The sequence below is a fragment of the Nocardia wallacei genome (genome assembly GCF_014466955.1).
Lineage (GTDB): Bacteria > Actinomycetota > Actinomycetes > Mycobacteriales > Mycobacteriaceae > Nocardia > Nocardia wallacei.
Genome location: NZ_AP023396.1, coordinates 1,985,233 through 2,009,645, shown reverse-complemented (window position 1 = coordinate 2,009,645; position 24,413 = coordinate 1,985,233). Strand labels below are relative to the sequence as shown.

At 70.2% G+C, this 24,413-nt stretch carries 25 protein-coding genes; 6 read left to right on the top strand and 19 right to left on the bottom strand.

The window, feature by feature from the left end:
- Window positions 1-35: 35 nt before the first annotated feature.
- The 6 genes from NWFMUON74_RS09040 to NWFMUON74_RS09015 form a co-directional block, all read right to left on the bottom strand.
- A complete protein-coding gene (locus NWFMUON74_RS09040) occupies window positions 36-914 on the bottom strand; it encodes a MerR family transcriptional regulator (protein WP_342212935.1) in 879 nt (292 codons plus the stop codon).
- Window positions 914-2,437, bottom strand: a complete 1,524-nt coding sequence (locus NWFMUON74_RS09035; RefSeq protein WP_187687379.1) for a flavin-containing monooxygenase — start codon at window positions 2,435-2,437, stop codon at window positions 914-916. The genes NWFMUON74_RS09040 and NWFMUON74_RS09035 overlap by 1 nt, the downstream gene beginning before the upstream one ends.
- A complete protein-coding gene (locus tag NWFMUON74_RS09030; protein ID WP_187687378.1) occupies window positions 2,434-3,354 on the bottom strand; it encodes a ferritin family protein in 921 nt (306 codons plus the stop codon). The genes NWFMUON74_RS09035 and NWFMUON74_RS09030 overlap by 4 nt, the downstream gene beginning before the upstream one ends.
- A gap of 1 nt (window position 3,355) precedes the next feature.
- Entirely contained in the window at window positions 3,356-4,264 is a 909-nt protein-coding gene (locus tag NWFMUON74_RS09025; RefSeq protein WP_187687377.1) for an SDR family NAD(P)-dependent oxidoreductase, read from the bottom strand.
- A gap of 2 nt (window positions 4,265-4,266) precedes the next feature.
- Window positions 4,267-5,262 carry an alpha/beta hydrolase gene (locus NWFMUON74_RS09020; protein ID WP_187687376.1) on the bottom strand — a complete coding sequence of 332 codons (996 nt, stop codon included), beginning with the start codon at window positions 5,260-5,262 and terminating at the stop codon, window positions 4,267-4,269.
- 88 nt (window positions 5,263-5,350) lie between these two features.
- Window positions 5,351-6,178, bottom strand: a complete 828-nt coding sequence (locus tag NWFMUON74_RS09015; RefSeq protein ID WP_187687375.1) for a class I SAM-dependent methyltransferase — start codon at window positions 6,176-6,178, stop codon at window positions 5,351-5,353.
- Between the two features lie 71 nt (window positions 6,179-6,249).
- Between NWFMUON74_RS09015 and NWFMUON74_RS09010 the strand changes: the two genes are divergently transcribed.
- Entirely contained in the window at window positions 6,250-6,831 is a 582-nt protein-coding gene (locus tag NWFMUON74_RS09010; RefSeq protein WP_187687374.1) for a TetR/AcrR family transcriptional regulator, read from the top strand.
- Window positions 6,832-6,959: 128 nt separating this feature from the next.
- A complete protein-coding gene (locus tag NWFMUON74_RS09005; RefSeq protein ID WP_232110924.1) occupies window positions 6,960-8,240 on the top strand; it encodes a glycosyltransferase 87 family protein in 1,281 nt (426 codons plus the stop codon).
- On the opposite strand, the gene NWFMUON74_RS09000 is transcribed toward NWFMUON74_RS09005, so the two are convergent.
- The gene (locus NWFMUON74_RS09000) at window positions 8,221-8,724 is read right to left on the bottom strand and encodes a hypothetical protein (protein WP_187687373.1); all 504 of its coding nucleotides are present in this window, start codon (window positions 8,722-8,724) and stop codon (window positions 8,221-8,223) included. The two genes, NWFMUON74_RS09005 and NWFMUON74_RS09000, sit on opposite strands and share 20 nt — an antisense overlap.
- A 178-nt stretch (window positions 8,725-8,902) precedes the next feature.
- Here NWFMUON74_RS09000 and NWFMUON74_RS08995 point away from each other — a divergent pair, with 178 nt between their 5' ends.
- Window positions 8,903-10,060 carry an alpha/beta hydrolase gene (locus NWFMUON74_RS08995; protein ID WP_187689029.1) on the top strand — a complete coding sequence of 386 codons (1,158 nt, stop codon included), beginning with the start codon at window positions 8,903-8,905 and terminating at the stop codon, window positions 10,058-10,060.
- Window positions 10,061-10,070: 10 nt separating this feature from the next.
- On the opposite strand, the gene NWFMUON74_RS08990 is transcribed toward NWFMUON74_RS08995, so the two are convergent.
- From NWFMUON74_RS08990 to NWFMUON74_RS35950, 4 genes are all read right to left on the bottom strand, one after another.
- Entirely contained in the window at window positions 10,071-11,144 is a 1,074-nt protein-coding gene (locus NWFMUON74_RS08990) for an alpha/beta hydrolase (RefSeq protein ID WP_232110922.1), read from the bottom strand.
- A 132-nt stretch (window positions 11,145-11,276) separates the two neighbouring features.
- Window positions 11,277-12,053 carry a PRC and DUF2382 domain-containing protein gene (locus NWFMUON74_RS08985; RefSeq protein WP_187687372.1) on the bottom strand — a complete coding sequence of 259 codons (777 nt, stop codon included), beginning with the start codon at window positions 12,051-12,053 and terminating at the stop codon, window positions 11,277-11,279.
- Window positions 12,054-12,342: 289 nt separating this feature from the next.
- Window positions 12,343-12,801: a hotdog family protein gene (locus tag NWFMUON74_RS35955; RefSeq protein ID WP_232110921.1), complete on the bottom strand. Its 459-nt coding sequence runs from the start codon at window positions 12,799-12,801 to the stop codon at window positions 12,343-12,345.
- Between the two features lie 63 nt (window positions 12,802-12,864).
- Window positions 12,865-13,113: a hypothetical protein gene (locus NWFMUON74_RS35950; RefSeq protein ID WP_232110920.1), complete on the bottom strand. Its 249-nt coding sequence runs from the start codon at window positions 13,111-13,113 to the stop codon at window positions 12,865-12,867.
- 323 nt (window positions 13,114-13,436) lie between these two features.
- Between NWFMUON74_RS35950 and NWFMUON74_RS08975 the strand changes: the two genes are divergently transcribed.
- Window positions 13,437-14,231 carry an SDR family oxidoreductase gene (locus tag NWFMUON74_RS08975; RefSeq protein ID WP_187687371.1) on the top strand — a complete coding sequence of 265 codons (795 nt, stop codon included), beginning with the start codon at window positions 13,437-13,439 and terminating at the stop codon, window positions 14,229-14,231.
- 31 nt (window positions 14,232-14,262) lie between these two features.
- Here the strand turns inward: NWFMUON74_RS08975 and NWFMUON74_RS08970 are convergent, their stop codons facing one another.
- The 4 genes from NWFMUON74_RS08970 to NWFMUON74_RS08960 all read right to left on the bottom strand — a co-directional run bounded on the left by NWFMUON74_RS08970 (window position 14,263) and on the right by NWFMUON74_RS08960 (window position 18,767).
- Window positions 14,263-15,978, bottom strand: coding sequence for an ABC transporter ATP-binding protein (locus NWFMUON74_RS08970; protein WP_187687370.1), 1,716 nt, complete (start codon window positions 15,976-15,978; stop codon window positions 14,263-14,265).
- Window positions 15,975-17,786, bottom strand: coding sequence for an ABC transporter ATP-binding protein (locus NWFMUON74_RS08965; protein WP_197986992.1), 1,812 nt, complete (start codon window positions 17,784-17,786; stop codon window positions 15,975-15,977). The genes NWFMUON74_RS08970 and NWFMUON74_RS08965 overlap by 4 nt, the downstream gene beginning before the upstream one ends.
- Before the next feature lie 132 nt (window positions 17,787-17,918).
- Window positions 17,919-18,182, bottom strand: a complete 264-nt coding sequence (locus tag NWFMUON74_RS35945) for a helix-turn-helix domain-containing protein (RefSeq protein ID WP_232111131.1) — start codon at window positions 18,180-18,182, stop codon at window positions 17,919-17,921.
- Window positions 18,183-18,185: 3 nt separating this feature from the next.
- Window positions 18,186-18,767 (bottom strand): hypothetical protein, encoded by a 582-nt coding sequence (locus tag NWFMUON74_RS08960; RefSeq protein ID WP_232110919.1) that lies wholly within the window; start codon window positions 18,765-18,767, stop codon window positions 18,186-18,188.
- A gap of 84 nt (window positions 18,768-18,851) precedes the next feature.
- Here NWFMUON74_RS08960 and NWFMUON74_RS35940 point away from each other — a divergent pair, with 84 nt between their 5' ends.
- Entirely contained in the window at window positions 18,852-19,241 is a 390-nt protein-coding gene (locus NWFMUON74_RS35940) for a hypothetical protein (protein WP_187687369.1), read from the top strand.
- Between the two features lie 47 nt (window positions 19,242-19,288).
- Here the strand turns inward: NWFMUON74_RS35940 and NWFMUON74_RS08950 are convergent, their stop codons facing one another.
- Window positions 19,289-20,395: a baeRF11 domain-containing protein gene (locus NWFMUON74_RS08950; RefSeq protein ID WP_187687368.1), complete on the bottom strand. Its 1,107-nt coding sequence runs from the start codon at window positions 20,393-20,395 to the stop codon at window positions 19,289-19,291.
- Between the two features lie 287 nt (window positions 20,396-20,682).
- Between NWFMUON74_RS08950 and NWFMUON74_RS08945 the strand changes: the two genes are divergently transcribed.
- Window positions 20,683-21,354 carry a TetR/AcrR family transcriptional regulator gene (locus tag NWFMUON74_RS08945; RefSeq protein ID WP_187687367.1) on the top strand — a complete coding sequence of 224 codons (672 nt, stop codon included), beginning with the start codon at window positions 20,683-20,685 and terminating at the stop codon, window positions 21,352-21,354.
- Between the two features lie 7 nt (window positions 21,355-21,361).
- On the opposite strand, the gene NWFMUON74_RS08940 is transcribed toward NWFMUON74_RS08945, so the two are convergent.
- From NWFMUON74_RS08940 to NWFMUON74_RS08930, 3 genes are all read right to left on the bottom strand, one after another.
- Window positions 21,362-21,946 (bottom strand): hypothetical protein, encoded by a 585-nt coding sequence (locus NWFMUON74_RS08940; protein WP_187687366.1) that lies wholly within the window; start codon window positions 21,944-21,946, stop codon window positions 21,362-21,364.
- Window positions 21,947-22,051: 105 nt separating this feature from the next.
- On the bottom strand, window positions 22,052-23,416 hold the full coding sequence (locus NWFMUON74_RS08935; protein WP_187687365.1) for an NAD(P)/FAD-dependent oxidoreductase: 1,365 nt from the start codon (window positions 23,414-23,416) through the stop codon (window positions 22,052-22,054).
- 4 nt (window positions 23,417-23,420) lie between these two features.
- Window positions 23,421-24,353: a D-alanyl-D-alanine carboxypeptidase family protein gene (locus NWFMUON74_RS08930; protein WP_187687364.1), complete on the bottom strand. Its 933-nt coding sequence runs from the start codon at window positions 24,351-24,353 to the stop codon at window positions 23,421-23,423.
- Window positions 24,354-24,413 lie beyond the last annotated feature (60 nt).

Below are 24,413 nucleotides of genomic sequence, written 5' to 3'. Positions count from 1 at the left end.
GCGCGGACGGGCGCAACCGAGTTTCCGGGGCCCGCTCAGTCGGCGCCATCGCGGCGCTTGGACGCCGCCGTCGCGAGATAGTCGCTCAGTTCGGCCTGCAGCACCCGGTCCAATGCCTGATCCAGGCTGCTGCGGACCGCGGTGGTGCCCAGATCGCGCAGATGATTCAGCATCTTCGCGGTTTCGCCGATCTCGGCGTCGGAGTCGGGGAGCCAGCCGGGGCCGTGCTCGTCGACGATGCGGTCCTTGGCGGCCGTCACCATCAGCCGGGCGATGTCCTCGAGCCGCTCGACCACCGCGGCGTGCAGATCGATGACACCGGACAGGTCGAATCCGTAATTGCTCAGCTCCGCAAAGGTTTCCAGCAGTTCGGGCCGGACGAACTCGACCGTTTCCCCGTGCAGGCGGACCAGCCCGAGCTTGGCGAGCCGCTCCAGCTGGCCGACCTCGACCGCAACGCCGTCGGCGCCGCCGAGGAAGGTGTCGACCAGTTCTCGCGGCACCTCGAGCGGCTCCTCGGCTTTCCCCCACGTCGCGGTGACGGCGTGTTGGAGTCCGAGGATCTCGGTGAGGTCCTTACCGGTTTCCCAGCTGGTGATGAAGTCGGCGATGTGCGCGGTGGTGAAGCCGCGTTGCAGCAGCGCGTCGATGATCTTCAACCGCGCCAGGTGCGTGTCGTCGTAGATCAGCGCCCGGCCGCTGCGCCGCGTGGGCGGCGGCAGCAGGCCCCGTTCCTGGTAGGCGCGGACGTTACGGCTGGTGGTGCCGGCCGCGTGAGCGAGTTCGTCGATGCGGTATTCCGCCATCTCTGCCTCGCCCGTCCCTTCTCCCAGCCGCTCGCCGACCACGCGCAGCGCCCATGCCCGGGTACGCGTCAGCACCTCGGGCACGGGCAGCACGCCTCGTGTCGACATTAGCCGAGCGGGACCGTCATCCGGTCCTCGACACCCGCCGAGCGCGCGGGATCACGCGGCGTCAGCACGTAGTCGCCGGGCTCGACGCGAGCCAGTTGGCGGGTGTACTGGGAGCCGAATCCGGGATACATGGTGGCGTTGAAACCGTCCTCCGTCAGATACCAGCTGCGGCAACCGGAATTCCAGGTGGTGGCCGTCAACCGCCGCTGCAATCGCTCGTTGTAGCGGTCCTGCCGGTCGCGGCGCACCTCCAGCATGCGCAGGTCGCGTTCGAGTAGTAGGCCGATGGCGTCGGTCAGGTACTCGATCTGGGCTTCCATGTACACCAGCGCCGAATTGTGCCCGGGCCCGGAATTCGGGCCGAAGGTCAGGAACAGATTCGGATACCCGGCCACCGTGACGCTCTTGTAAGCGTAAGCGCCCCTGTGCCATTCGTCGGCGAGGCGGCGGCCGTCGCGACCGGTCACCGGCACCGGCGCGCCCTGTTTGGACACCTCGAAACCGGTGGCGAACACGATGCAGTCGAAGCGGTGCTCGATGCCCTCGGCGGTGCGGATGCCGTGCGGGGAGATCTCCGCGATCGGCCAGGTGATCAGCTTGCAGTTGTCGCGCTGCAGCGCCGGGTAGTAGTCGCTGCTCATCAGCAGGCGTTTGCACCCGGCCCGGAAATCGGGCGTCAGCTGGCGGCGCAGCCACGGGTCGCGCACCTGGGAACGCAAGTGCAGCAACGCCACCGACTCCACCACCCGGGTCAGCGGCGAATTCCACACCACGCCCAGCGCCACCGACTCGTGCCCCCAGAACCACGCCTCCCGCGCCAGCGCCTGGGCGGCCGGCACCTGCCGGTACAGCTGCTTGGTCAGGGCGTTGGTGTGCCGGTTGACCCGCGGCAGCACCCAGCCCGGCGTGCGCTGGAAGACCTTCACCGACCCGGCCCGCCGCACCAGTTCGGGGATGATCTGCACGGCGCTGGCGCCGGTGCCGACCACCGCCACCTTCTTACCGGTGAAGTCGTAGTCGTGATCCCAACGGGCACTGTGGATCTTGTGGCCCTCGTAGGTGTCGATACCGCGGATGTCCGGGAATCCGGCATTGGACAGCGGCCCGGAGGCCAGCACCACCGTGCGGGCCTTCACCTTCCGCCGACCGCCCGCGAACGAGACCTCCCACACGCCGTGGTCCTCGTCGAAGACCAGTCCGGTCACGGTGTGCCCGAAGCGGATGTGCGGCCCGACCCCGAACTCGCGGACCATCGAGTCGATGTAGCCGAGAATCTCCGCGCTGCCCGAATACGTCTGCGACCATTCGGGATTCGGCGCGAAGCTGTAGGAGTACAACCGCGACGGAATATCGCAGGCCGCACCGGGATAGGTGTTGTCGCGCCAGGTGCCGCCCACCCGGTCGCCCCGCTCGAACACGGCGAAGTTGCCGATGCCCTTCTGCCGCAATCGGATCGCCGCGCCGATCCCGGCGAATCCGGCGCCGATGATCGCCACGTCCAGGGGCAGGCTCGCCGCGCTCATGCGACCGGCTCGTAGGTCAGTTCCTTCGACCACGTCGGCTGCGGTCCGAGGAAGCGGTCGGGAATGCGCGCGGTCACCTTGACCATGGCGTCGGCGAACAGGTGGTACGGGTGGCCGCGGTTGATCACCCAGCCGCTGTGCATCTTCACGATGCGATACATCGGCACCCGGTTGGCGATCGGCGTGCGCTCGCCGACGGCCTTGAACTTGCGCATGGCCGCGTACAGCTTCTCCTCGTCGACGCCCATCTCCACGATGTTGTCGCGCATCTTGTTCAGCAGCGGCACGTAGCTGAGCACGCCGACCAGGAACGACGGCTTGGCCCAGCCGCCGACCAGGTCGATGAACAGCTTGCGCGCGGTGGCGTGGCCGAGCAGCTCCATGACGGCGTAATCGGTGGCCAGGTGCCGGGATTCGTCGGCATTGATCTTCTTGAAGACCTCCTGCGCGACCGGGTCGGCGATCTCGTCGGTGACGAATTTGATCAGCGCGCCGTCCAGCGCCACCTCCAGCATCGGGATGACGGTGCCCAGAAACGACAGTGACATCTCGTCGGAATGCTTGTCCAGGAAGTCGATCACCAGCTTGACGTTGATGTTCGGCTCCGGGATGGCGTCGCCGTCGAGCATGCCCCACCGCCGCATCAGCGCCAGCTCGGCGTTGGCGTGGCGCTGCTCCTCGGCGTGGAAGTAGCGGTAGATCTCCTTGAGCGTCTCGGTCGGCGCCTTCTTCGCCATGGCGGCGAAACCGCGCGCGCCGACGTTCTCGATCCACATCAGATCGGCCATGAACGGCTTCAGTTTGGCGTGCAGTTCGGGGTCGATCAGCTCGGCTCCCGGTGCGTCCCACTCGATGTCGGCCAGCGCCCACTGCCGGGCCTTGATCTTGCCGAGCATGGCGTCGAAATCGAAGGCCATGTCACACTCCTGTCTTCTCGATATGTGCGCCCGCGGCGGAGCCGGATGCCGGATCGTCCTGCGGCAGAACGCGGTTCAGGACGCCTAGGGCGTGGGTGTAGAGGGCCGGGAAGTGCCGCTTGAGATGCCACACCACCTGCGCGTCCAGTTGCGGCAGCACGTAGAGCCGGCCGAGATCGTGGGCGTCGAGGGTCAGGCCCGCGACGCGTTCGGGGGAGAATCCGGTCAGGCGCATGAGCGTGTCCGCCAGTCGGGTCGACGCCGAGGTGATCCGGCCGTCGGCGACCACATTGGTGCGCACGAAGGTCGGGCACAGCACGGTGACGGCGACTCCGCTGCCGGACATTTCGGCGGCCAGGGTCTCCGACAGCGACAGCACACCGGCCTTGGACACGTTGTAGACGGCCATGCCCGGCGCGGCCGCGAATCCGGCCGCCGACGCGACATTGACGATGCCGCCGCGCCCGGCGGCGCGCAGTTGGGGCGCGAAGACCTCGCAGCCGTGCACGACGCCCCACAGATTGATGCCCAGCGCCCACTGCCAGTCATCGAATCCGATGTCGCCCACCGGTTTTCCGCCGATGCCGACGCCGGCGTTGTTGATCACCAGGGTGGGCGGGCCGCCGAAGATCAGTTCGGCGTGCAGGGCGAGGCTCTCCACCTCCTCGCGCCGGGACACGTCGCAGCGGAACGCGTGCGCGGTCGCGCCGTGGGTGCGGCGGATCAGCCGCACGGTCTCCTCGGCGCGGTCGATGTCGATGTCGGCGCACAGCACCTCGCCGCCGCGGGCGGCCAGTTCGAGCGCGAAGGCGCGGCCGATGCCGCTGCCCGCGCCGGTGACGACCGCCCGGGCGTCGTGGCTGCGGCGGGCGCCACCGAGCGCCGCTCGCAGGTTGTCGAGGATCCACATGGTCAGCTCACCCGTTCTCGCAGTTCGGAATTCGCCTCCGCGAGCGCGGACGCGACGAAATCGGCGGTGCGGCGCAGCGCCGGTGCGGCCTCCGGGACCAGCAACGGCAGCGCCTGGAAGACGTGGATGCGGCCCGGCCACAGTTCGAGTTCGCAGCGGGCGCCGGCGGCGACGGCCATGTCGCGCAGGTGCCGGGCGTCGTCGCTCAACATCTCCCCCGCACTGGCCTGTACGAACAGCGGCGGCAGCGCCGCGCCGCGCGGCACGGTCAGACGCAGCCGGGACGAATGGGCGGGCTCGTCGGCGGTGTACAGCTCGATCAGCCGCCGCCCGACCGTGGCAGGCGCCATCGGGTCCGGTCGCTCGCGGTCCAGACGTTCGGCCAGCGTGAGGGTCAGGTCCATGAGCGGGGAGAACATGAACATTCCGGCCGGTTGCGGAAGGCCGGCGTCGATGTTCTGCAACAGCAGATCGAGACCGAGATGGCAGCCCGCGGAATCCCCGCCGATCACCAGATCCGCTGGGCGATAACCGTTTCCGAGCAACCAGCGGTACCCGGCGGCCACGTCCTCGGCGGCCGCCGGGAACCGGTGTTCGGGTGCGAGCCGGTACTCGAGCACGAAGACCGGCAAGCCGGTGGCCTTCGACAGGCGCGAGGCCAGCCCCCGGTGGGTCCGCGCGGAGCACACCACGTAACCGCTGCCGTGCACGTAATAGATGGCGCGATCGCCGTGCGGCACGCCCGCGGCCCGCACCCATTCGCCGCGCACCGAACCCGAACGCACTTGCCGCACTCGGGTTCCGGGGAGGGTGGGACCGAAGGCCGCCATGATCGTCGCCATCAGACCGCGGCCCGCCCAGATGCCCGCCCGGTTGCGCGGCAGCAGTGCGTTGAACTGCCGGATCCCGAGCACCGACGCCGCCGCCGCGAGACGGGCCTGCGGCGAGGCCGACGCGGGGACGGCCGGGGAGGTCACCGTTGACCTTGTTTCAGCCATGCCGAAAGCATCAGTCACGATAGTGCCAGTTGTCAATGGCACATTCGAGATCCCGGGTTGATCGGCCCGTGACCGGGGCGGTTGCGGATCACTCGGTGCGGACGGCGGCGACCGCGAGGGTGACGTAATGCATGGTGAAGCTGCCGCCGAGGCCGTCGATGGCCGCGCCGACCTCCGCCAGCAACTCCGCGAGCTCGTCCTGCGGCAATCGGGTCAGGGCGCCGGTGGTGGGCGCGAGGTCGAGCCATTCGGCTCGGGTGTAAGGACGCTGCCAATCGAATCGCCACTGTTCCGGGTGGCCGAATCCACCCGAGTCCCGGATGCCGTCGGCGAATTTCTCCATTCCGGTCCGGTACAACTCGGCCGCACGCTCGGGCGAGGCGTCGCTCTGCTGCGCGAACGGCGACTCGGGCATCACCCGCCGTAGCGCGTTCAACTGCGCCCGCGCGATGGGCTGCGGTGGCGCGATCACGTGCGCGAACACCGCCAGCCGACCACGCGGACGCAGGATCCGCGCCGCCTTGCCCGCGCCCGCCACGGGATCGACCCAGTGCCAGGACTGCGCGGCGGTCACCGCGTCGAAGACGCGACCCGCCGGATCCCACTCCTCGAACGTCGCCACCTCGGTGTCGATGCCGGTGCGGCGGGCGTGGTCGGCCATGCGCTCATCGGGTTCGACGCCGAGGACGCGGCAGCCCGCGTCGCGGAGTTGGCGGGCCGCGATGCCGGTGCCGGTGCCGACATCGAGCACCTCGAGTCCGGGGCGGGTGGCGATCCGGTCGATCAGGGCCTGCGGGTAGCGCGGGCGGGCGCGGTCGTAGCGGTCGGCGTCCGCACCGAACGACTCGGCGATGTGGCGCTGGCGGTGCGGCTGGGGGTCGGCGGGATCAGGGTGGCGAGAAGATAGAGTGGGCATGCGCCCACCTTAAGTGGGCGCATGCCCACTCGAGGTCGAGTTCGCCCACAGCTGAAGGAGATTCGTCCGCCATGCCGACCGGTGTCGCCCTGCGCGATGTGCGTGAGCAGTTGTTCGACGCGGCCGAGCGCATTCTGCTGCGGTCCGGACCCAGCGCGCTGACCAGCCGGGCGGTCACCGCCGAGGCCGGGTGCGCCAAGGGCGTGCTGCACCGGCATTTCGCCGACTTCGACGAGTTCCTGGCCGAATTCGTGCTGGACCGGGCCCGCCGGATGGACCCGCAGGCCGCCGCGCTGCTGGAATCGGCCGGGAGCGGGACAGTCGTCGACAATCTGACCGGTGCGCTGACCGCCGTCTTCGAATCGGTCGCGGTGGCGATCGTCCCGCTCATCACCTTCCGCGACGCGCTGCGCGCCCGCCTGCGCGACACCTGGCCCGCGGGCATCCCCGTCCTGACCGACGCCGCCACCATGATCGCCACCTACCTGTCCGCCGAACAGGACCTCGGTCGCATCCCACCCGGCACCGCCCCCGAGGGCCTCGCCCCCATGCTGGTCGGCGCCGCACACCTCCTCTTCGCCGACCGCACCGGCGACCGCCCGGACGCGCGAGCCGTCCGCCGGGTGGTCACGACGGTGATAGGCACGGTCTGAGCGAGATCGGCCGGGAGCGGTGGCCGTGGGATGCCCCGCGACCTGCCGTGCGTGGTGCGCGGTTGGCGGGCGCCACCCTACTACCACTACCGTGGGGCCGGTCCGGAGCCCGATCGTTGGGAGGGTGTGTGTCGCTGGCGACGATCGAGGAAGCGGTTGCGCCGTCCTCGAAACGAACAGCACCGCAGCGGCGGACGCTGCCCGCCGCCGTCTTCTGGACCGTGCTCGCGCTCGGTGCGGTGGCGGGCGGGTACTGGGTCAAGCAGGTGGTCGAGACTCCGCAGGTGATGATGCATCTGATGGATCTGAAGGTCTATCAGATCGCCGGGCAACGCGCGGTCGACGACGCGTCCGTGTACGACACTCCGCTGCTGGGCAATACCCGCGGCGTCTGGGAATTCGTGTACACGCCGTTCGCCGCGCTGCTGTTCACGCCGCTCGTCGCGCTCAGCGGCGACTCGTTCCGCTATGCCGGCGCGCTGGGCAACTTCGCCATGCTGGCCGCCTCCTGCTGGGCCGCCCTGTCGATGCTCGGCTACCGCCGCGACCTGCGGCTCGCGGTGGTGAGCCTGCCGATCGCCGGACTGCTGCTGTGGTGCGAGCCGGTGCGCGAGACCATGGCGTTCGGCCAGATCAACATCTTCCTGCTGCTGCTCGTGCTGGCCGATACGGCACTGCCCGACTCCTCGCGCTGGAAGGGCGCGCTGACCGGAATCGCCGCCGGGATCAAGCTGACGCCCGCGTTCTTCGTGGTGTATTTCCTTGTCACGCGCCGATTCCGGGCCGCCGCGACATCGGCCGCCGCCTTCGTCGCGACCGTGCTGATCGGGCTGGCGGTGCTGCCGAAGGACTCGCTGACGTACTGGAGCGGCGCGTTCGCCGACCCGACCCGGGTGGGCGTGCCCGAGAATCCGCAGAACGAATCGCTGCGCGGCATGATCGCCCGCACCCTCGGCGTCGGCGGCGAACATCAGCTGCTGTGGCTGGCGGGCGCGATCGCCATCGCCGTGCTGTGCCTGGCGCTGGCCCGGCAACTCGCGCTGAGCGGTCGGGAGCTGCCCGCGGTGGTACTGGTCGGGCTCACCACGACCGCGGTGTCGCCCTACAGCTGGGTACATCACTGGGTGTGGCTGGCGCCGTTGCTGATCTACCTGACCGACCTGGCGGTGCGCCGCCGCGGCCTCGCCGCGCCACTCGGGCTGGCGGCCGCGCTGGTGATCGCCTCCGGCGGGGTGCTGGCCTTCTACGACCCCATGCTCGCGAGCGTGCTGAATCTGCCGCCCCGCGCCCACCTCGGCGTCTTTTACCACAACGCCTACATCTGGCTGACCCTCGCGCTGTTCGCGGCCGCCTTCGTCTCTCTGCGCAAGTCCGGAATCCGCTGGGCCCCTAGCGAATCGGCTGAGTAACGCTGTTGTGCTCGTCGTTGACGAGATGGAACGCGGTCGCGAGATCGTCGATCACGGACTGCCAGGCGCTCTCGCTGCCGTCGCCGAACGGATCGCGGGCCAGCGCCAGCAACGCGGTCGCGGCGTCGACGGCCTGCACGGCGGCGGCCAGCAACGCCGGGATCGGCTCCGGACCGCTGCGGGACACCAGGGTGGCGATCCGGTCGCGCAGCCAGCGCGCGTCGAACTGCGCCTGCTCGGACAACGTCGCCTCGCCGGGCGGCTCCGGCGACACCGCCGCGGCGGCCGACCACCGGCGACCGGTCTCACCCAGTGGGGCCGCCACGATCGCCTCGCGCAACTCGTTACTGATCAGGCGGTGCAGCAAACCCGTCAGCTCGGCGTGCTCGACCGACGGATCCCGCGCGATACCGTCGGCGGCCGCGTCCTCCGCGCCCACCTGCAGAACCGCCAGCACCGCTCGCAATTGCGCAGTCGTCGCCACACGAACCCCTCGTCGTCCGGCCTCCCGGTGGAGGTCGGCGTCGTCCCGATTCTGACGCGGGCATACTCCCAGCTATCAGAGGCGATGTCTATCGGAAGCCGCCGAGAATCCCACGATATGGAACATCCGGGTGGTCGGCGGAGTGGTTATCCTCGTCGGCGTGGCCTGGTACGACCGCGTGCGAACGACCGTCGCCGTCCTCGCGTCCGTCTCGATCGGTGCGGGAGCGGCGGTATGCGCCGCGCCCGCCGCGACGGCCGGTCCGCCCGGCGGGCCCGGGCAGCTCGTCTCGGTGACCGAGCTCGCGCCCGAAGCCACGCTGCCCGGCTCGGCCGCCGCGCACCGCGTGGTGCACTGGTCGACCGGCGTCGGCGACCACCCCGCGTTGAGCAGCGCGGCGGTGTATTTCCCCGCCGGGGACCCACCCGCCGGCGGCTGGCCGATCGTGGCCTGGGCGCACGGCACCGTCGGTGTCGCCGACCGCTGTGCCTACAGCGTCGCGGGACCGTCCCTGCGCGACCGTGATTGGAGTTATCTCGGCGCGTGGCAGCGCGCGGGTTACGCCATCGTGGCCAGCGACTACGTCGGCCTCGGCACGCCCGGCCCGCATCCGAAGGACAGCGGCGCGATCGCGGCCGCCAGTGTGGTCGACGCCGTGACCGCGAGCGGGCGAGCCTTCCCGGGCGTCCTGTCGAATCGCTGGGTGGTGGTCGGCCAGTCGCAGGGCGGCGCGGCGGCACTGTGGACGGCGCGGGCGGCCACCCGGCGCGGGGCCGAGCTCGACTATCGCGGCGCGGTCGCGACCGGCGTGCCCGGACTGCTCGAGAACGCGCTGCTGGCGCTGGGCCCGCACCTGCCGCCGGTGCCGCTTCCCGCCGAGACCACCGCGGTCGCCCTGTTCTCCCTGTCCGGTCTGCGAAGTTCCTTCCCGCACTTGGACATCGACTCCTACCTGACCGACGCGGGACGCCACTGGCTGGACCGGGCCGAGCAGCTCTGCGAGAGCGAACTGGCCGCCGAAGTCGCTTCTCCCCCGGTCGTTCTCGGCGATCTGCTCGCGAAACCGTTGGCCGCCTTGCCGAACGCGCCCGCGCTGCTGAGCGGCCACATGGGCATTCCGGTCAGCGGCTACGACCGGCCGGTGTTCATCGGACAGGGACTGTTCGACACCTTGTCGCCCGCGCCCGGCACCCTGGCCGTCGCGGCGGTGATGCGGGCCGACGGTCAGCCGGTCACCCTGCGCACCTATCCGTCCGACCACAGCGCGACGCTGGGCGCGTCGCTGCCCGACTCCCTGGCGTTCGTCCGCGAACTCCTGCCGCCCGGGCGCGGATGAGCAACCGCGATCACAGTCCCAGGCCGTCGGCGAGCACGGGCCAGGACTGCTTGAAGGCGTCCTGCCAGTAACCCCAGGAGTGTGTCCCGTTGGCGGTGAAGTCGTAGGTCGCGGGAATTCCCAAGTCGTTCAAGCGATTCTGCAGATTGCGGGTACAGGCGTTCACCCCCGCCTCGATGAGGCCGCCGAGCAGGATCTGGTTCGCCAGCGTCTCGGGGCTGCGGGTGCTGCCGTAGGTCAGGAAAGGGCTGTCCAGGGTGTCGTGCGGGCCGGGCAGACCGTTGCCCGCCGAGATGAACAGATTCACCCCGCGCAACCGTTCGGCGTGCACATAGGGGTCGTTGGCCGCCCACAGCGGGCTGTTGTCCGGGCCCCACATATTGGCCGGGTCGCCGTGGCCCCAGACCTCGACCATCGTCTTGACCACGCGCTGCCCGAGCGGGTCGCTGGTCTGCGCGCAACCGCTGTAGGAGGCCACGCTGCGGTACAGGCCGGGTTTGCCGATCGCCAGCGCCAGCACCGAGTCACCCGCCATGGACAGGCCGACGATCGCGTTGCGGCCGTCGGCGGCCAGCGCCGCGTCGATCAGCGGCGGGAGTTCCTCGGTGAGGAAGGTGCTCCACTTGTTGCGGCCGAGCACGGGATCGTCGGCCACCCAGTCGGTGTAGAGGCTCCAGGCGCCGCCGATCGGCTGCACGATATTGGCGTTCTTGTCGCCGAGGAAACGCAGCGTATCGGTCATGGAGTTCCAGGTGTCGTGGTCCTCCCCGCCGCCGGATCCGTTGAGCAGGTACAGCACCGGGCGCGGCGCGGAGGTGTCGGCGGGCCGCTGCACGTCGACGGTGATCTGCTTGTTCATCGCCCCCGAGAACACCCGCAGCGTCAGATGGCGCGGATCGTGGACGGTGAAACTCGCGATGCGCGACCCGTCGGCGGTGACCGGCGAGGCGGCCAGCCGCCCGGCGGTGGTGACCGGATCCACCGGCGCCGCTCCCGACGGCGCTCCGATCGCCGCGCACAGTGCGGCCGAGACCGCGGTGACGGCCGCGATCACCACGGCGCGCACCCTGTATTTCGTTGTCAAAACCCGAAACTCCCCGTAGCCAACCCGATCCGGCCCCGACCGGATGCACAAGCTATCACTGTCGCACACGGCTCGGGGGCCTGTCACACGGCGGGAGACCGGGGTCGTCCCCGGTCTCCCGCGCGGTTGGTGTCAGCGATCGCCCTTGTTGCGGGGCCGCTTGTCGGTCTCGACGCCCTCGGTGTCGATCCGTTCCTTGCGGACGTTCTCGGAAACCGTCTGATGGTCCTCCACCTCGTCCACGGCGAGCCGGACCCGTTCCACCGGGACCGATTCCTTGTGCACGGTCACCCGGTCCTCGTGCAGGGTGACCTCTTGTTCCTGCTCACCCATGTCGGCCGAGCGCACCTGCGAGGGGTCGGTGATGGGCTCCCGCTCGATGTGCACCTCCTCGTGGGTGGTCGGCACATCGACGGACTGGTTCTCGGTCACCACGTACTTGCGCAGCCGCGCGTGGCCGGACTCCTGCCGTTCGGTGCCGATCTCGAGCCGCTCCTCCGAGCGGATCATCTCGTCGTTGCCGTGGCCGTAGGTCATCGGCTCCTCGGGTCCCGGCCGGATCTGCTGCCGCCCGTAGGCGGTCCAGCCCGCCTGCTGCGGGTTGATGCCGTAGTGGCGGAACAACTCCTGCTCGTTCTCACGGCTGATGTGGCCGTCGTCGTCCAGGTAGGGCGCCGACTTGACGTGCTCCTTGTCCACTGCGACCTGCAAGGTCTCATTGTCGGGCCGGTGCTTGGCACCGGCCAGCGGGACCATCGAGTCACCGCTGAACAGTCCGGTGGACACCGCCGCCCACGTCGGCGCTCCCGAGGCGTTGTCGAGATAGATCTGCTTCACCTTGCCGATCTTGTCGCCGGCGGAGTCGTAAACGGTATTACCGATCACCGATTCCAACGTCGCGTGTGTCATAGCTCCTCCTCATGTGCATCGGTGCCCATGCCACGCAGAGAAGGCGGCGGCGCGCACCGCATGATTCGTGGAACAGTTGTCGAGCCGTTCGGCCACGGCGCTACACCGCTGCCGCCCGAACGGTCCGTAGCCGTTGTCTCCACTCGCTGCCCGGCGGTAGTTCCGCGGGTTCGACAACGTCAACAGCTACATCACGGCAAGTACCCGTTGCTCCAGCTGGCAAACAGTTCACCGGCCGCCTGTCGGCGCATTGGCAAAAACCGGGCGCCGACCCGGGCGGAGGCGTCGATCAGCCAAAGGTGCGTGCGGTGGCGAGCGTGGTGAGCCGGTGTTCGTTGCCGGAATCGCGCACTTCCACCCGCGCGAGGCCGCCGTGCGAGCGAGCCCGGGCGATCACCGGACCGACCCGGGCGCCGAGCAGGTAACGCAGGCCGAGGAAGCTCAGGCTCGCGCCCGGGGCCAGCGAGAGCACCGACTCCTCGGCGGCCAGCGCGAGCAGTCCGCCGTTGACCGTGCCGGACGCGTTGAGCCCCTCCGGCGTACGCGGCAACAACACCGTTCCGGGGCCGACACGTTCGCACCGGGCCCGCTCGGCCAGCGGCACGGGCAAACGCTGCGCCGAGCGCGGCAGGTCGACACTGAGCCACGACGGCAGTTGCACATCCGGATCCGGGGCCACCATGAACGAGGCGCCGCTGAAACCGATCGGCTCGTCGTCCACGCTGAACTCGCACTCGGCCACGAACACCGAACGGCCGACCTTCACCGTGCGGCCGACCGCCCGCACCTCGCCCGCGGCGGGCGCCGGCCGTTACAGGTGCACATCGAGTTCGAGCGTCACGGGCACCCGGGGACCCATGACCAGCGACGCCAGCAGTCCCGACACGGTGTCCGCCCAGGTCGCCAGCACGGAGGTGCGCAGCACCGCGGCGCCGGGAACGTGCATCTCGGGGGTGATCTCGGCGGAGCCGTGCAGCTCGTCGCCCACCCGCCAGGTCCCGAAACCCATCTCGCGCAGGATGCGACCGCGATCCGCGAGACCGCTCGGTAAGGTAGTCACGGTCTTCCCTCCACTCCCGTAGAACATTCTCGAAAATAGAGAACATCACTTCCGAAGGTAGCCGCCCCGAGCCGCGCGCCGACGCGACTCGGCCCGTGATACCGGCCACAGCGCCGATTCGGCTCCCCCGCGATGCTTGTCGCGTCGCCGCGTGCGAGCCGGAGTCGTCCTCCGATGACCGGAAAGGCTCGGGCGCTTCGACTTTCGATCCCGGCAGGTATTCGTTCGAGACGACGACGGTGACCGGCTGGCTCCCGACTCGCGCCCGCCGCGCATAAGCTGGACGACCGGTGGCCGCGTGAGCCGCGCCGGGAGAGGACGCAATGACCCAGTCGCACAAGGGAACCGCTGGACGGACGTATGTCGTCACCGGGTCCGCCTCCGGGATCGGCGCCGCCACGGCGGCGCTGCTGCGGGACCGCGGCGCCACCGTGATCGGATGCGACCTGGACGACGCCGAGATCCGAGCCGATCTGTCCACCCCCGCCGGGCGGCGGTCGCTGGTCGATCAAGTCGCCGGATACGGGTCCGTCGACGCGGTGCTCGCCATCGCGGGCGGCGGCAGAACCGGTCTGCTGGAGACGAACTACTTCGGCGCCGTGGCGACGCTCGCGGGCCTGCGGCCGCTGCTGGCCCGCAGCCCCGCACCCCGCGCCGTGGCCGTCTCCTCCAGCTCGTCGCTGGCGCCGGTCGACGAGCGCGTTCTGCGGGCGTGTCTCGACGGCGACGAGGCCGGCGCCGTCGCCTGTCTCGCGGCCGACCCGGCGCTGGGCGGCCCCGCCGGTGGCTACGGGGCCGCGAAGCGCGCGCTGAACAGCTGGGTGCGCCGGACCGCGCCCACCGCCGAGTGGGCGGGCGCCGGTATCGCCCTGAACGCGGTGGCGCCCGGCGTCGTCGATACTCCCGCTGCCGCATGGATTTTCGCCGACGACGCCGTGCGCGCCTCGATCGAGACCGGCATGCCTCAGCCCTTCGGCGGATTTCCCGGACGGCCCGAGTGGGTCGCCGAACTCGTCTGCTGGCTCGCCGGGGCGGACAACCACTTCGTCACCGGCCAGATCGTCTTCGCCGACGGCGGTGCCGAGGCGGGCGCGGTCGGCGACCGGCACTGGCGCTGAGAACCGTGCCGGGACGACACGGGCACGGTTCTCAGTCGCCGTGGGCCGCCGCCGTCGACAGGTTCCAGAATTCGGCATAGCGGCCACCGCGGCGGATCAGGTCGTCGTGGCTGCCGTCCTCCACGATGCGGCCGCCGTCGAGGAAGACGATGCGGTCGGCGCGGCGCACGGTGCGCAGCCGGTGCGCGACCAGGACCACGGTGCGGCCCGCCATCAGCTGTTCGATGCCTTCGTGGACGGCGGTCTCGTTGATCGGGTCGAGCGCCGAGGTGACCTCGTCCAGCAGGACGACGGGGGCGTCCTTCAGCAGCGCCCGCGCGACCGAAACACGCTGGCGCTCACCGCCGGACAGGAGTGCGCCACCCTCCCCCACCTTGGTGGCCCAGCCGTCGGGCAGCCGGTCGACCACCTCGTCGAGCCGTGCCGCCGCGGCGGCCGCACGCACCTCGGCGGCGGTGGCGCCGGGACGGCCGAGCCGCACGTTGTCCTCGATCGTCCCGTCGAACAGGTAGACGTCCTGGAACACCACGGCGATCCGCGCCATCAGGCTCTCGGTGTCGATCGAGCGCACGTCCACCCCGCCCAGGCGGACGGCACCGGCGTCGACGTCGTAGAACCGGGCGAGCAGCTGCAACAGCGTGCTCTTGCCCGCGCCCGACGGCCCGACCACGGCCAGCCGCTGCCCCTGCGGCACGGTCAGCGACACACCGTCCAGTACCGCGCGGTCACCGTGGCGGAAGGCGACCGACTCGAACGCCAGGTCGTAGCGCTCGGGCCGGATCGGCTCGGTCGGCTCGGGCAGCGGCTCGGTGCGCAACACCGCGTCGAGCCTGATCAGCTCGGCTCGTGCGGCGCGGACCCGGCCGCCGATCTCCGCCAGCGACAGCAGCGGGTCGGCGCAGCGCGCGGCGAGCACCAGAATCGCCAATACCTCCGCGGCCCCGATGTTTCCGCCGAGCGCCAGGGCGGCGCCGAGGATCAGCAGCACGGTGAACATCGTCTGCACCGTGAGGGTCAGGCCCAGGATGCCGGGCAGCGCCGCCAGCGTCGAACGCCGCGACGCCCGCCGCAGCCCGCGCAGCGAATCGTCGAGCGACCGGAACCCCTCGACGGTCCGGCCGCCCGCCCGCAGCACCGGCTGCGCCTGGAGATACTCGATGACGCGGCCGGTGGCGTCCTGTTCGCGTTCGTGCCGCTCGGCGTCCGTGGCGGCCGTCGAGCGCCCGGCCCGGATCTGGATCGCCACCACGACGGGCGCGGCCGCCACCGCCGCCAACCCCATCCGCCAGTCGAAGGCGAACAGCACGACGACGATCGTCGCGGGCGTCACCGAGGCGGCGACGAGCGGCGCCAGCAGGTGCGCGATCACGCTCATCGCCTGCAGCACACCGCGACTGGCCAGCACCGACACCTCACCGACCCGTCCGGCGGTGTACCACCCCAGCGGCAGCCGCGCCAGATGGTCGCCCAGGCGGCGATAGACACCGCGCAGCAGCGTGGTCCCGACCCGGAAGCCGGACAGATCGCTGCGGTAGCGCAGGATCGCGTACCCGGCGACCGCGCCCGCGAAGGCGAACAGCCAGGGGCGGGCGTCACCGGGCGTGGCACCGAACAGGGCGCGCAGCACGGGGACCAGCAGGGCGTAGGACAGGCCCTCGGCGATCGCGGCCGCCGTCATCAGGGCGACGGTGCGGCGCACCGGCCGGGCGTACTCGGGGCCCAGCACGCGCAGCAGCATTCGGATCATCGGAGTTCGTCTCCCGAATCGTCGGATGCGGTCGCGAGGACCGCGTAGGTGTCGATGTCGTCGGCGCGGGCCGCCCGGTGCGACTGCCAGAACGCGGCGAATCTGCCGTCGCGCGAGAGCAATTCGGCGGGTGTGCCCTGTTCGGCGACGGCACCGTCCGCGAGCACCACGATCGTGTCGGCGTCGGCGACCGTCTCCAGCCGGTGGGCGATCACCAGGATCGTCCGGTCGCCGGACAGCGACGACAGGGCCCGGCGCACGGCTTGTTCGGTCTGCGGGTCGGCGAAGGCGGTCGCCTCGTCGAGCACCAGCACGGGCGTGTCGGCCAGTAGGGCGCGGGCGAGCGAAATACGTTGCGCCTCACCGCCGGACAGGCCGATCCCGGTGCCGAGCACAGTGTCGTAGCCGTCGGGCAGTCGCAGAATCCGGTCGTGGATGCCGGCCAGCCGGGCGGCGCGGACCACGTCGTCACGGTCGGCGTGCGGCACGGCCAGCGCGATGTTGTCGGCCACCGAGGCGCGCAGCAGGCGAACGTCCTGGAATACGAACGACACCCGCCGGTACAGCTCGCCGGGATCGATGTCGCGCAGGTCGACCCCGCCCAGGGTGACCGCGCCGCGGTCCGGGTCGAAGAATCGCGGCAGCAGCTGGACCAATGTGGATTTCCCGCTGCCCGACGGCCCGACCAGCGCGGTGACCGTGCCCGGCTCCAGCGCCAGGTCGACCCCGCGCAGCACCGGGCGATCGGCGTCGTAACCGAACCAGACATCGCGCAGCTCGACCCGATGCCCCTGTGGCACAACGGGTCGCGCGGGTTGGGGCAGCGGCGGTTGCGCCAGCACGTCGCGGATGCGGCCGACGGCGCGGCGCGCGGCCTGCATGTCGTCGAAGCCGTGGCCCAGCGCCGCCACCGGCGCCGTCAGTCCCAGCCCCAACAGGAGGAACGGCAGCAGATCGGCGGGCGCCAGGCTGCCGCCGGTGATCAGCACCGCACCCCCGGTCAACACCGCCAGCAGCACGAACGGCGGCGACAACACCACCTGCATGGCGGCGGCGGGCGCGGCCAGCCCGCGCACCATCCGCAGGAAGATGTCGGCGAAATCGTCTGCGGCCGTGATGAATCGGCGATGCGCGCGCCCGGCGCCGCCGAACGCCTTGACCACCGAGATGCCCTGCACGAACTCCACCACCGAGTTCGCGATCCGGCCCATCGCCGCATCGAACTCGCGCTGTTCGCGCAGCCGCCGCGGGGTCATCATCAACGGCACCACCGCCACCGCCAGTACGACCGGGATCAGCGTCACGAGAGTGAGCCGCCAGTCGACGGTGAACAGGTAGACCAGCGACACCAGCGGCACCACGAACGCCGAGACCAGTTCGCCGGGCGTGTGGGCGATGAACGGGTGCACCGCGCTCACGTCCTCCCCCACCACCTTGGTCAGCTCTCCGGTCCGGCGCCGGGACAACCAGCCGATCGGCACCCGGCCCAGCCGATCGGCCAGCTGCCGACGGAACGACAGCTGTATCCGGCCGTCGAGCAGATGCCCGATACCCGAGGACGCGGCCGTGCCGAGCAACTTCACCAGTAGTCCGGCCGCACCGGCGCCGACCGCGAACCAGACGCGGGCGTGGTCGATCGGGCCGGGCGACAACAGGTTCCGGCCCAGCTCGACCACCGCCAGCAGCGGCGCCAGGCCCGCGACCGCTGCGATCACCTGGAACACCACCACGGCGGCGAAACCGGGCAGGTGCGGTCGCACCAACGCCGCCATGCGCTGCCCCGCGAGAGATTCGACCTCCGCGTCCATGACTCCTCCTCGACCACATCGCGCCGGCCCACCGGGCAGGGCGCGCTTCCAGATGACTGGAAGCATCACCGGCGCGACGCGAGGCGTCTTGGACAAATGTTCCCTGTGGCCGACGTCACCGGCCGGGCCGGATCAGCGTGCGAACGACCGTTCCGGAGCGCTCCACTCGACATCGTCCACCGCGAGCCAGGGCGCGACGGCGACGGCCGCCGGAGTCACCCCGGCGAAGGTCATGACGTCGCGGTGCAGATGGGACTGGTCGGCATAACCGCTCTCCGCCGCCACGGCCGCGGCGCTGACGCCACCGGCGAGACGGTGCGCCGCGTGGTCGAAGCGGACGAGCTGAGCCGCGTGCTTGGGGGTGAGACCGACCTGTGCCCGGAACCGGGACCACAGCCGCTAGCGGCTCCACCCCAATTCGGTTGCGAGCCGGTCCATTCGGATCTGCCCGCGGCTGGCAACCATGCGGTCCCAGGCGAAGGCGATCTCCGGATCGACCCGGCGGCCCGCCCGGTACCGCCGAACGACCGCTGCCGCGGCGACCGCGAACCGCTCGTCCCAGCCGCGCGCGGCGTGCAACTGCTCCCGGACCCGCGCGGCGTCGGTGCCCCAGAAGTCGTCCAAAGCGGTCACCGTTGCGTTCAGTTCGGTGGCCGCGCCCAGCGCCGCGTGCGCGACCACCGGTGACAGGCGTATCTGCAGACAGTCGATGTCGCGGCCGCGGCCCCACACCCCGGTGGGCGCGAGCCCGACCACCACGGTGCCGCGCTGGTGTCGCCCACCACCGGCGTCGATCAGCAGCGCGTCTCCGAAATCGACGAACACGGTGACAGCGGGATACGGCACGACCCGGATATCGATGTGGTCGCCGGTCCGGCCGCGGAACCCGGCCATGCTGATTCCCGGGAGACGATCCGGCCGAGACGGCAGCGCGATGTCCCACAACGCCGCGGCGTCACGAAGCGGGTCGGCGGATCGCATGCCGTCATGGTACGAGCGTCGGGTTTCGCGAACCGATCAGGAATCGAGAAGTCCTGGTCACCGCCCGTGGCTAGCGTCGTCGCCATGAGCTGGAACACGCGAATTCGGCAATGGCACCGCGGCCTGGCCCTGACCTTCGTCGCGACCCTCGTCGTCACCGTCGTCGGCCTCGCCCTGCGGGGCCCGGTCTGGCTGTCCTATGTGCCGCTACCGCCACTGATCCTGCTGCTGCTGTCCGGACTCGTGCTGCTGGTGCGGTACGCGAGCGGGCGGCGGGCGGGTGGGATCCGCACGACGCACCGGTGGTCTGCCGCGGTGTTCACCGCGACCGTGCTCGCCACCATCGTCGCGCTGGCACTACCGGAACCGATCGTCGCGGTCTCCTACCTGCCGCTGGCGCCGCTGGCGGTCCTGTTGATCACCGGCCTCACCATGCTGGTGCGGCAGTACACCGGCAACCGCGTCACGGACTAGGTTGCGGCAGTTGGCAATTCGCGCTCCCGCCGCACGACGTGGCGTGATCACGGCGCGTAACGGAGAATGGCCGCGGCCGCGGCGCTCTCGGGCATGTCCGCGGCGCGCACCGCGAATACCCGGCCGTCGGCCTGCAGCACGCGGCGGCAGATCTCGTCCACCACGCCGGGCGCGCCCACCTCGGACCGGTCGGCGAAGGTGACCTCGCCGCCGTCGGAAATCGAACCCGCCACGGTGACATCGATATCCGCCAGGAGCGTGTCCACCATGCCGAAGGTGGCCGCGCGGGCGATGTCGGCGAGATCGGTGGCGGCCCGGCCCTCGCCGCGCCGCCGCTCGAACAGGTCCCGCAGCTCGGCGATTTCCGCGGCGTAGTACTCGTCCAGGATCTCACGGGCGCGCGTCCCGAGTTCGGCGTCGGAGAGTTGCTCCGGATTGCCGGTCAGGGATTCGTCGAGCAGCACCGGGTAGCTGTTGACCGATCGGTACAGCGCATCGATCGGCTCGGTCGCGGCCAGGATCAGCGGGACGTCCCGGCCCGCCAGCACATCGCGCAACTGCCGGTCGACGGCTCGCGCGTACTGCCGGACCCGCAGTTTGCGGCCCTCGGTCCCTTGAATCCGGCCCTTCGGCGCGCGGCCGCTGAGCGAGGCCTTGCGCGCGTGGTCGGCCGCGCTCGCCGGCAATCCCGGTACCCGCACCTCCTCGGCGCCACCGTCCGCCGCCACCTCGATCAGCCGTACCGCCCCTTCGGAGAGCGCGAGCACGAACGCCGTCTGCGGGAACGTCGTGGCCCGCAACAGCGGCTTGGTGTGGAACCGATCCCCGACGAATACGCCCGCGGGCAGCCGATTGGGCACCCGATAGGTCCGCACGCGCTGCGGAGTACCCAGTACCACAAGGGAATTCGACTGGAAGCGCCAGAAGTCCGCGTCGTCGGCCAGGTCGTCCAGCTCCTCGCGCAGCGCCTCCTGCGCCGCCCGGTCGGAGATCCGCTCCAGCGCCTCCCGCGCCTGATTCGTGAAGGCGATCCGGCTACCGTCCGGCGACGCCGGGTCGCCCTCGGTCGGCGTGTAGATCGACACACTCCAGGGGTCGGTCTCCGCCACCAGCCGCCGCACCTCGCCGCGCGTGGGAATATCGGTGTGCAACATCAGCCCTCCAAGCTCGTGCCGTCACGCCCAGGTCCACTGCTGCGCGGGTCGGTCGGCATCCCCCGAGAGGTACCCGGACCGCTCCGCCCTCCCGAGAATACCGTCGATCCCCGAATCAGCGAATCGACAGCAACTATCTGTGCCCAGCTCCGGCAATCGTCGGGACAGCGTTCGCGAATGCCTAGCGGCATGGTTTACAGTTGGGGAAACGATCATCTTCGTCGCCTGTTCACACCGGAATCGGCAACCGGTCGCGCCGAGAGAATTTCACGGAGGTAGTCGCAGACATGGCCAAGCGGGCAACCGTCGAGAAGCGTCCGCGGCGCGAGCGCGGGTCCCTCAATCCCGAGGACATTCTCGACGGGGCTTTCCAACTCGCGGAGCAGGTCTCGCTGGACAATCTGAGCATGCCGATGCTGGGCAAGCATCTGGATGTCGGGGTGACGAGCATCTACTGGTATTTCCGCAAGAAGGACGACCTGCTCGACGCCATGACCGACCGGGCGCTGGAGCAGTTCGCCGACCTCGTCACCCCGTTCGTCCAGGCCGCCGACTGGCAGGAGTCGATGCGCCGCCACGCCCGCACGATGCGCAAGGCGTTCCGGGACAACCCGATTCTGTGCGACCTCATTCTGATCAGGTCGGCCCTGAGCCCCGCCGCCGCGAAGGTCGGCGCCCAGCAGACCGAGCGGGTGATCGACAGCTTGGTCGAGGCCGGGTTGCCGTCGGAGGATGCGGTCGACACCTATTCCGCCGTGCAGTTACACATCCGCGGAACCGTTGTGCTCCAACGCCTTTACGACAAGAACAAGGAGGCGGCGACCGGGGCCGGCGCCTTCTACGAGAGCAGCGCGCCCGACGATCACGATTTCGAGTACGGCCTCGACTGCATTCTCGAGCACGCGAGTCGGCGGATCGGGGCGCGGCGGACCGAGCGCACCCGCGAGGCCCGCGCCTGACCTTCGATCACCACCGGGCGACGGGCGGGCGATAGCCGCGCATGGCGCGGCCGGTGGCGGGCAGGGCGGCGAGAATTCCGGCCGAGGTCCAGCCGATCAGGGCCACCACGATCCAGGTGTAGAACTTCGACGGCGCGCCCAGGTCGGCCAGCCGCACCAGCGCGTAGATGTAGTACGCGGCGACCAGGACGCTCAGCACGATCAGCAACCAGCGAGCGAAGCCGAGTCTGCACATCAACAGCACCGCCAGCAGGGCCGTTATGCCACCGATCGTCATCGTCACGGAAACGCCGAAATCGATATTGCGCGTCGTATGTTCGGAGAACGCCTGACCGATGAGCGCCATCAGTCGGGTCATACTGCTGACCTTGGCACCGTCGAATCCGGGAACCGCGAACACGAAGCACAGCACCGAGCACAGCCCGAACAGCAGGCCGGCGCACACCGCGGGCACCGCGCTGGCGACGGGTTGCGGATATCCGGGAGGCGGGGACGGATAACCATATGGCGCAGGCGGATAACCGTAGTGCTGGGGATGGCCGCCCGGCGGCACCTGAGGATAGTGCCCCTGCTGGTGGTACGGGTACGACATGATTTCCTGTTCTCTCCGGTGTCACAAGACTGTTGAGGCCGGAGCGATCCCACGCCCGTACCGCCTCATACTTGTATCCAGCGGGGCTTACGAGAAACTTAACGCTCAGTTGGCCGCGTCCCCGAGTGCCTCCAGCGCCGCCGGAATCTCCTCGGCGGGCAGATAGCAGTCGGTCTGCTCGAAGCCCCGGATGGTGTGAGTGTCGTAGTCGCCGTAGCCGATTCGCAGGAAGTCGTCCCCGCTGAGGCCGTGGACGGTCCAGTCGAAGGCCACCCGGGCACGCGCGACGATGGTGCGCAGCGCCAACAGGTGGTAGCCGCGGGTCACCGCCTGCGCGGGAATACCGTGCAATCCGATCTTCAGCGGCCGCGCCACCGCGTCCTTGCCCCCGAGGTCGACGACCAGGCCGAGATCCGGATGCCGGTACGGCGTGCGCCCCCGGCCGCGGAGCTCGGTCACCAGATTCTTGCCCAGGTGGCGGCCCTGTCGCATGGCGTGCTGGGCGGTGGGCGCGCAGATGGCGCCGTCCTCGGCGGTCAGGTCGGGTACCGCGGCCGCGTCCCCGCACGCCCACACGCCGGTGAGGCCCGGCACGGTGAGATCGGCGGCCGCGACGATGCGGCCCTTGTCGGTGGCCGCACCCAAATGCCCTGCGAGCGGGCTGGGTTCGACCCCGGCCGTCCACAACACCGTGCGCGACGGGATGAATCGTCCGTTGGTGAGCCGGACCCCGTGCGCCGTAACCTCTTTCGCGGAGGCGCCGCAGATCAGTTCGACGCCGCGCTCGGCCAGGTTCTGCTTGACCTCCTCGCCGAGCCGCTCACCGAGTTCGGGCATGATCCGGTCGCCGCGAGTGACCAGATGCCAGCGCACCATGCCGGATTCGAGTTTCGGGAAGTAGCGGCGCGCGGCGGCCTGCGTGACCTTGTTGAGCACCGCGGTGGTCTCGGTGCCGGCGTAGCCCGCGCCGATGGTGACGAAGTGCAGCCGTTCGCGGTCCTCGTCCTCCTCGCCGCGCATCGCCGCCACATCCAACTGCTGTAATACGTGGTCCCGCAGGAACATCGCCTGCGCGAGGGTCTTCATGCCGAAGCCGTGCTCGTGCAATCCGGGCACATCGAGCACCCGCGTGATACTGCCCGGCACCAGCACCAGATGGTCGTAGTCCAGCGCACATTCGGCGCCCGCCGAGCGCCGCACCACGACCTGCCGTTTCCGCGCATCCACCCCGATCGCCATGCCGGGCACCACCTCGGTGCGGCGCAGCACCCGCCGCAACGACACCGAGATCGACCGCGGATTGAGCACCCCCGACGCGACCTGCGGTAGCAGCGGCAGATAGAGCAGACCGGCATCGGGGGTGACGAGCTGGACGAACGCTTCTTCCGGACGCAGATGACGTTCCAGATAGCGGGCGCACTCGACACCCGAGAAACCACCGCCGACGATCACGATCTTCGCGGGACCCATGGCATCACCCTAGCGACCAACTGAACGGCAGCGCACCCGCGATCGGCCCGTAGCCCCAGTTCAACATTCGCTCGGCGTCCTCCGCCGCGGCCGCCGCACTGTCGGGCGAGCTGTGCAGCACCACACCTATCAACGGCACTCCGGCGCGGACCGCCTCGAACAGCAGGCACGTCCCCGCGGCGTCGGTGGAGCCGGTCTTGATGCCGACGGTGCCGGGGTAGTCACCCAACAGCAGATTGGTTGTCTCCCAGAAGTGCTCGCGGTTGTCCGGCCCGGCCGGAACGTGGTAGGTCGCGGACCCGACGATCTCGCGGAACACGGGCAGCGTCATCGCGTGCATGCCGAGCCTGATCAGATCCGCCGGAGTGGCGAAGGTGGAGTGGCCGGTCGGGTACGGCAGCCCGCTGGGATCGCTGAAATGCGTACCACCCAAGCCCAATTGCCGCGCCTTGTCGTTCATCCTGTCGACGAACGCCGCCTGCCCGGGACCGTACGCCTCGGCCAGCGCGTAAGCGGCGTCGCAACCGGAGGGCAACATCAGTGCGTACAGCAGCTGCCGCGCCGAGAGCGTCTCGCCCGGAACCAGATCCGCCGTACTCGCCCCGAACTTGTTGTCGTAGGGGATGATTCCCTCCGGCACCTCGACGGGGCGCTCGAGGTCGCCGGAGTCGATCACCACCAACGCCGTCATCACCTTCGCGATGCTGCCGATCGGCGCCGGGGTGTGCACCTCCCGCGACCACCGCATCGCCCCGGTGAACCCGTCGGCCAACGCCGCCCCCGCCGCTTGTACCCCCTCCGGCTCGGGCGCCGACCAGGAAGGCAGTCCACTACTCGCGACGCTCGTGATCGGCACGGCCACGGCGGCGGCGTGGCCACCGGCCACCACCAGCACACCGGCAACGACAGCCTGCAACACCCGGGCAAATATTCGCATCGCGACATTGTGCCGCCGCGATCGGCCGACCGGCGGGATTTCCGGCATGCCGACCGGTCG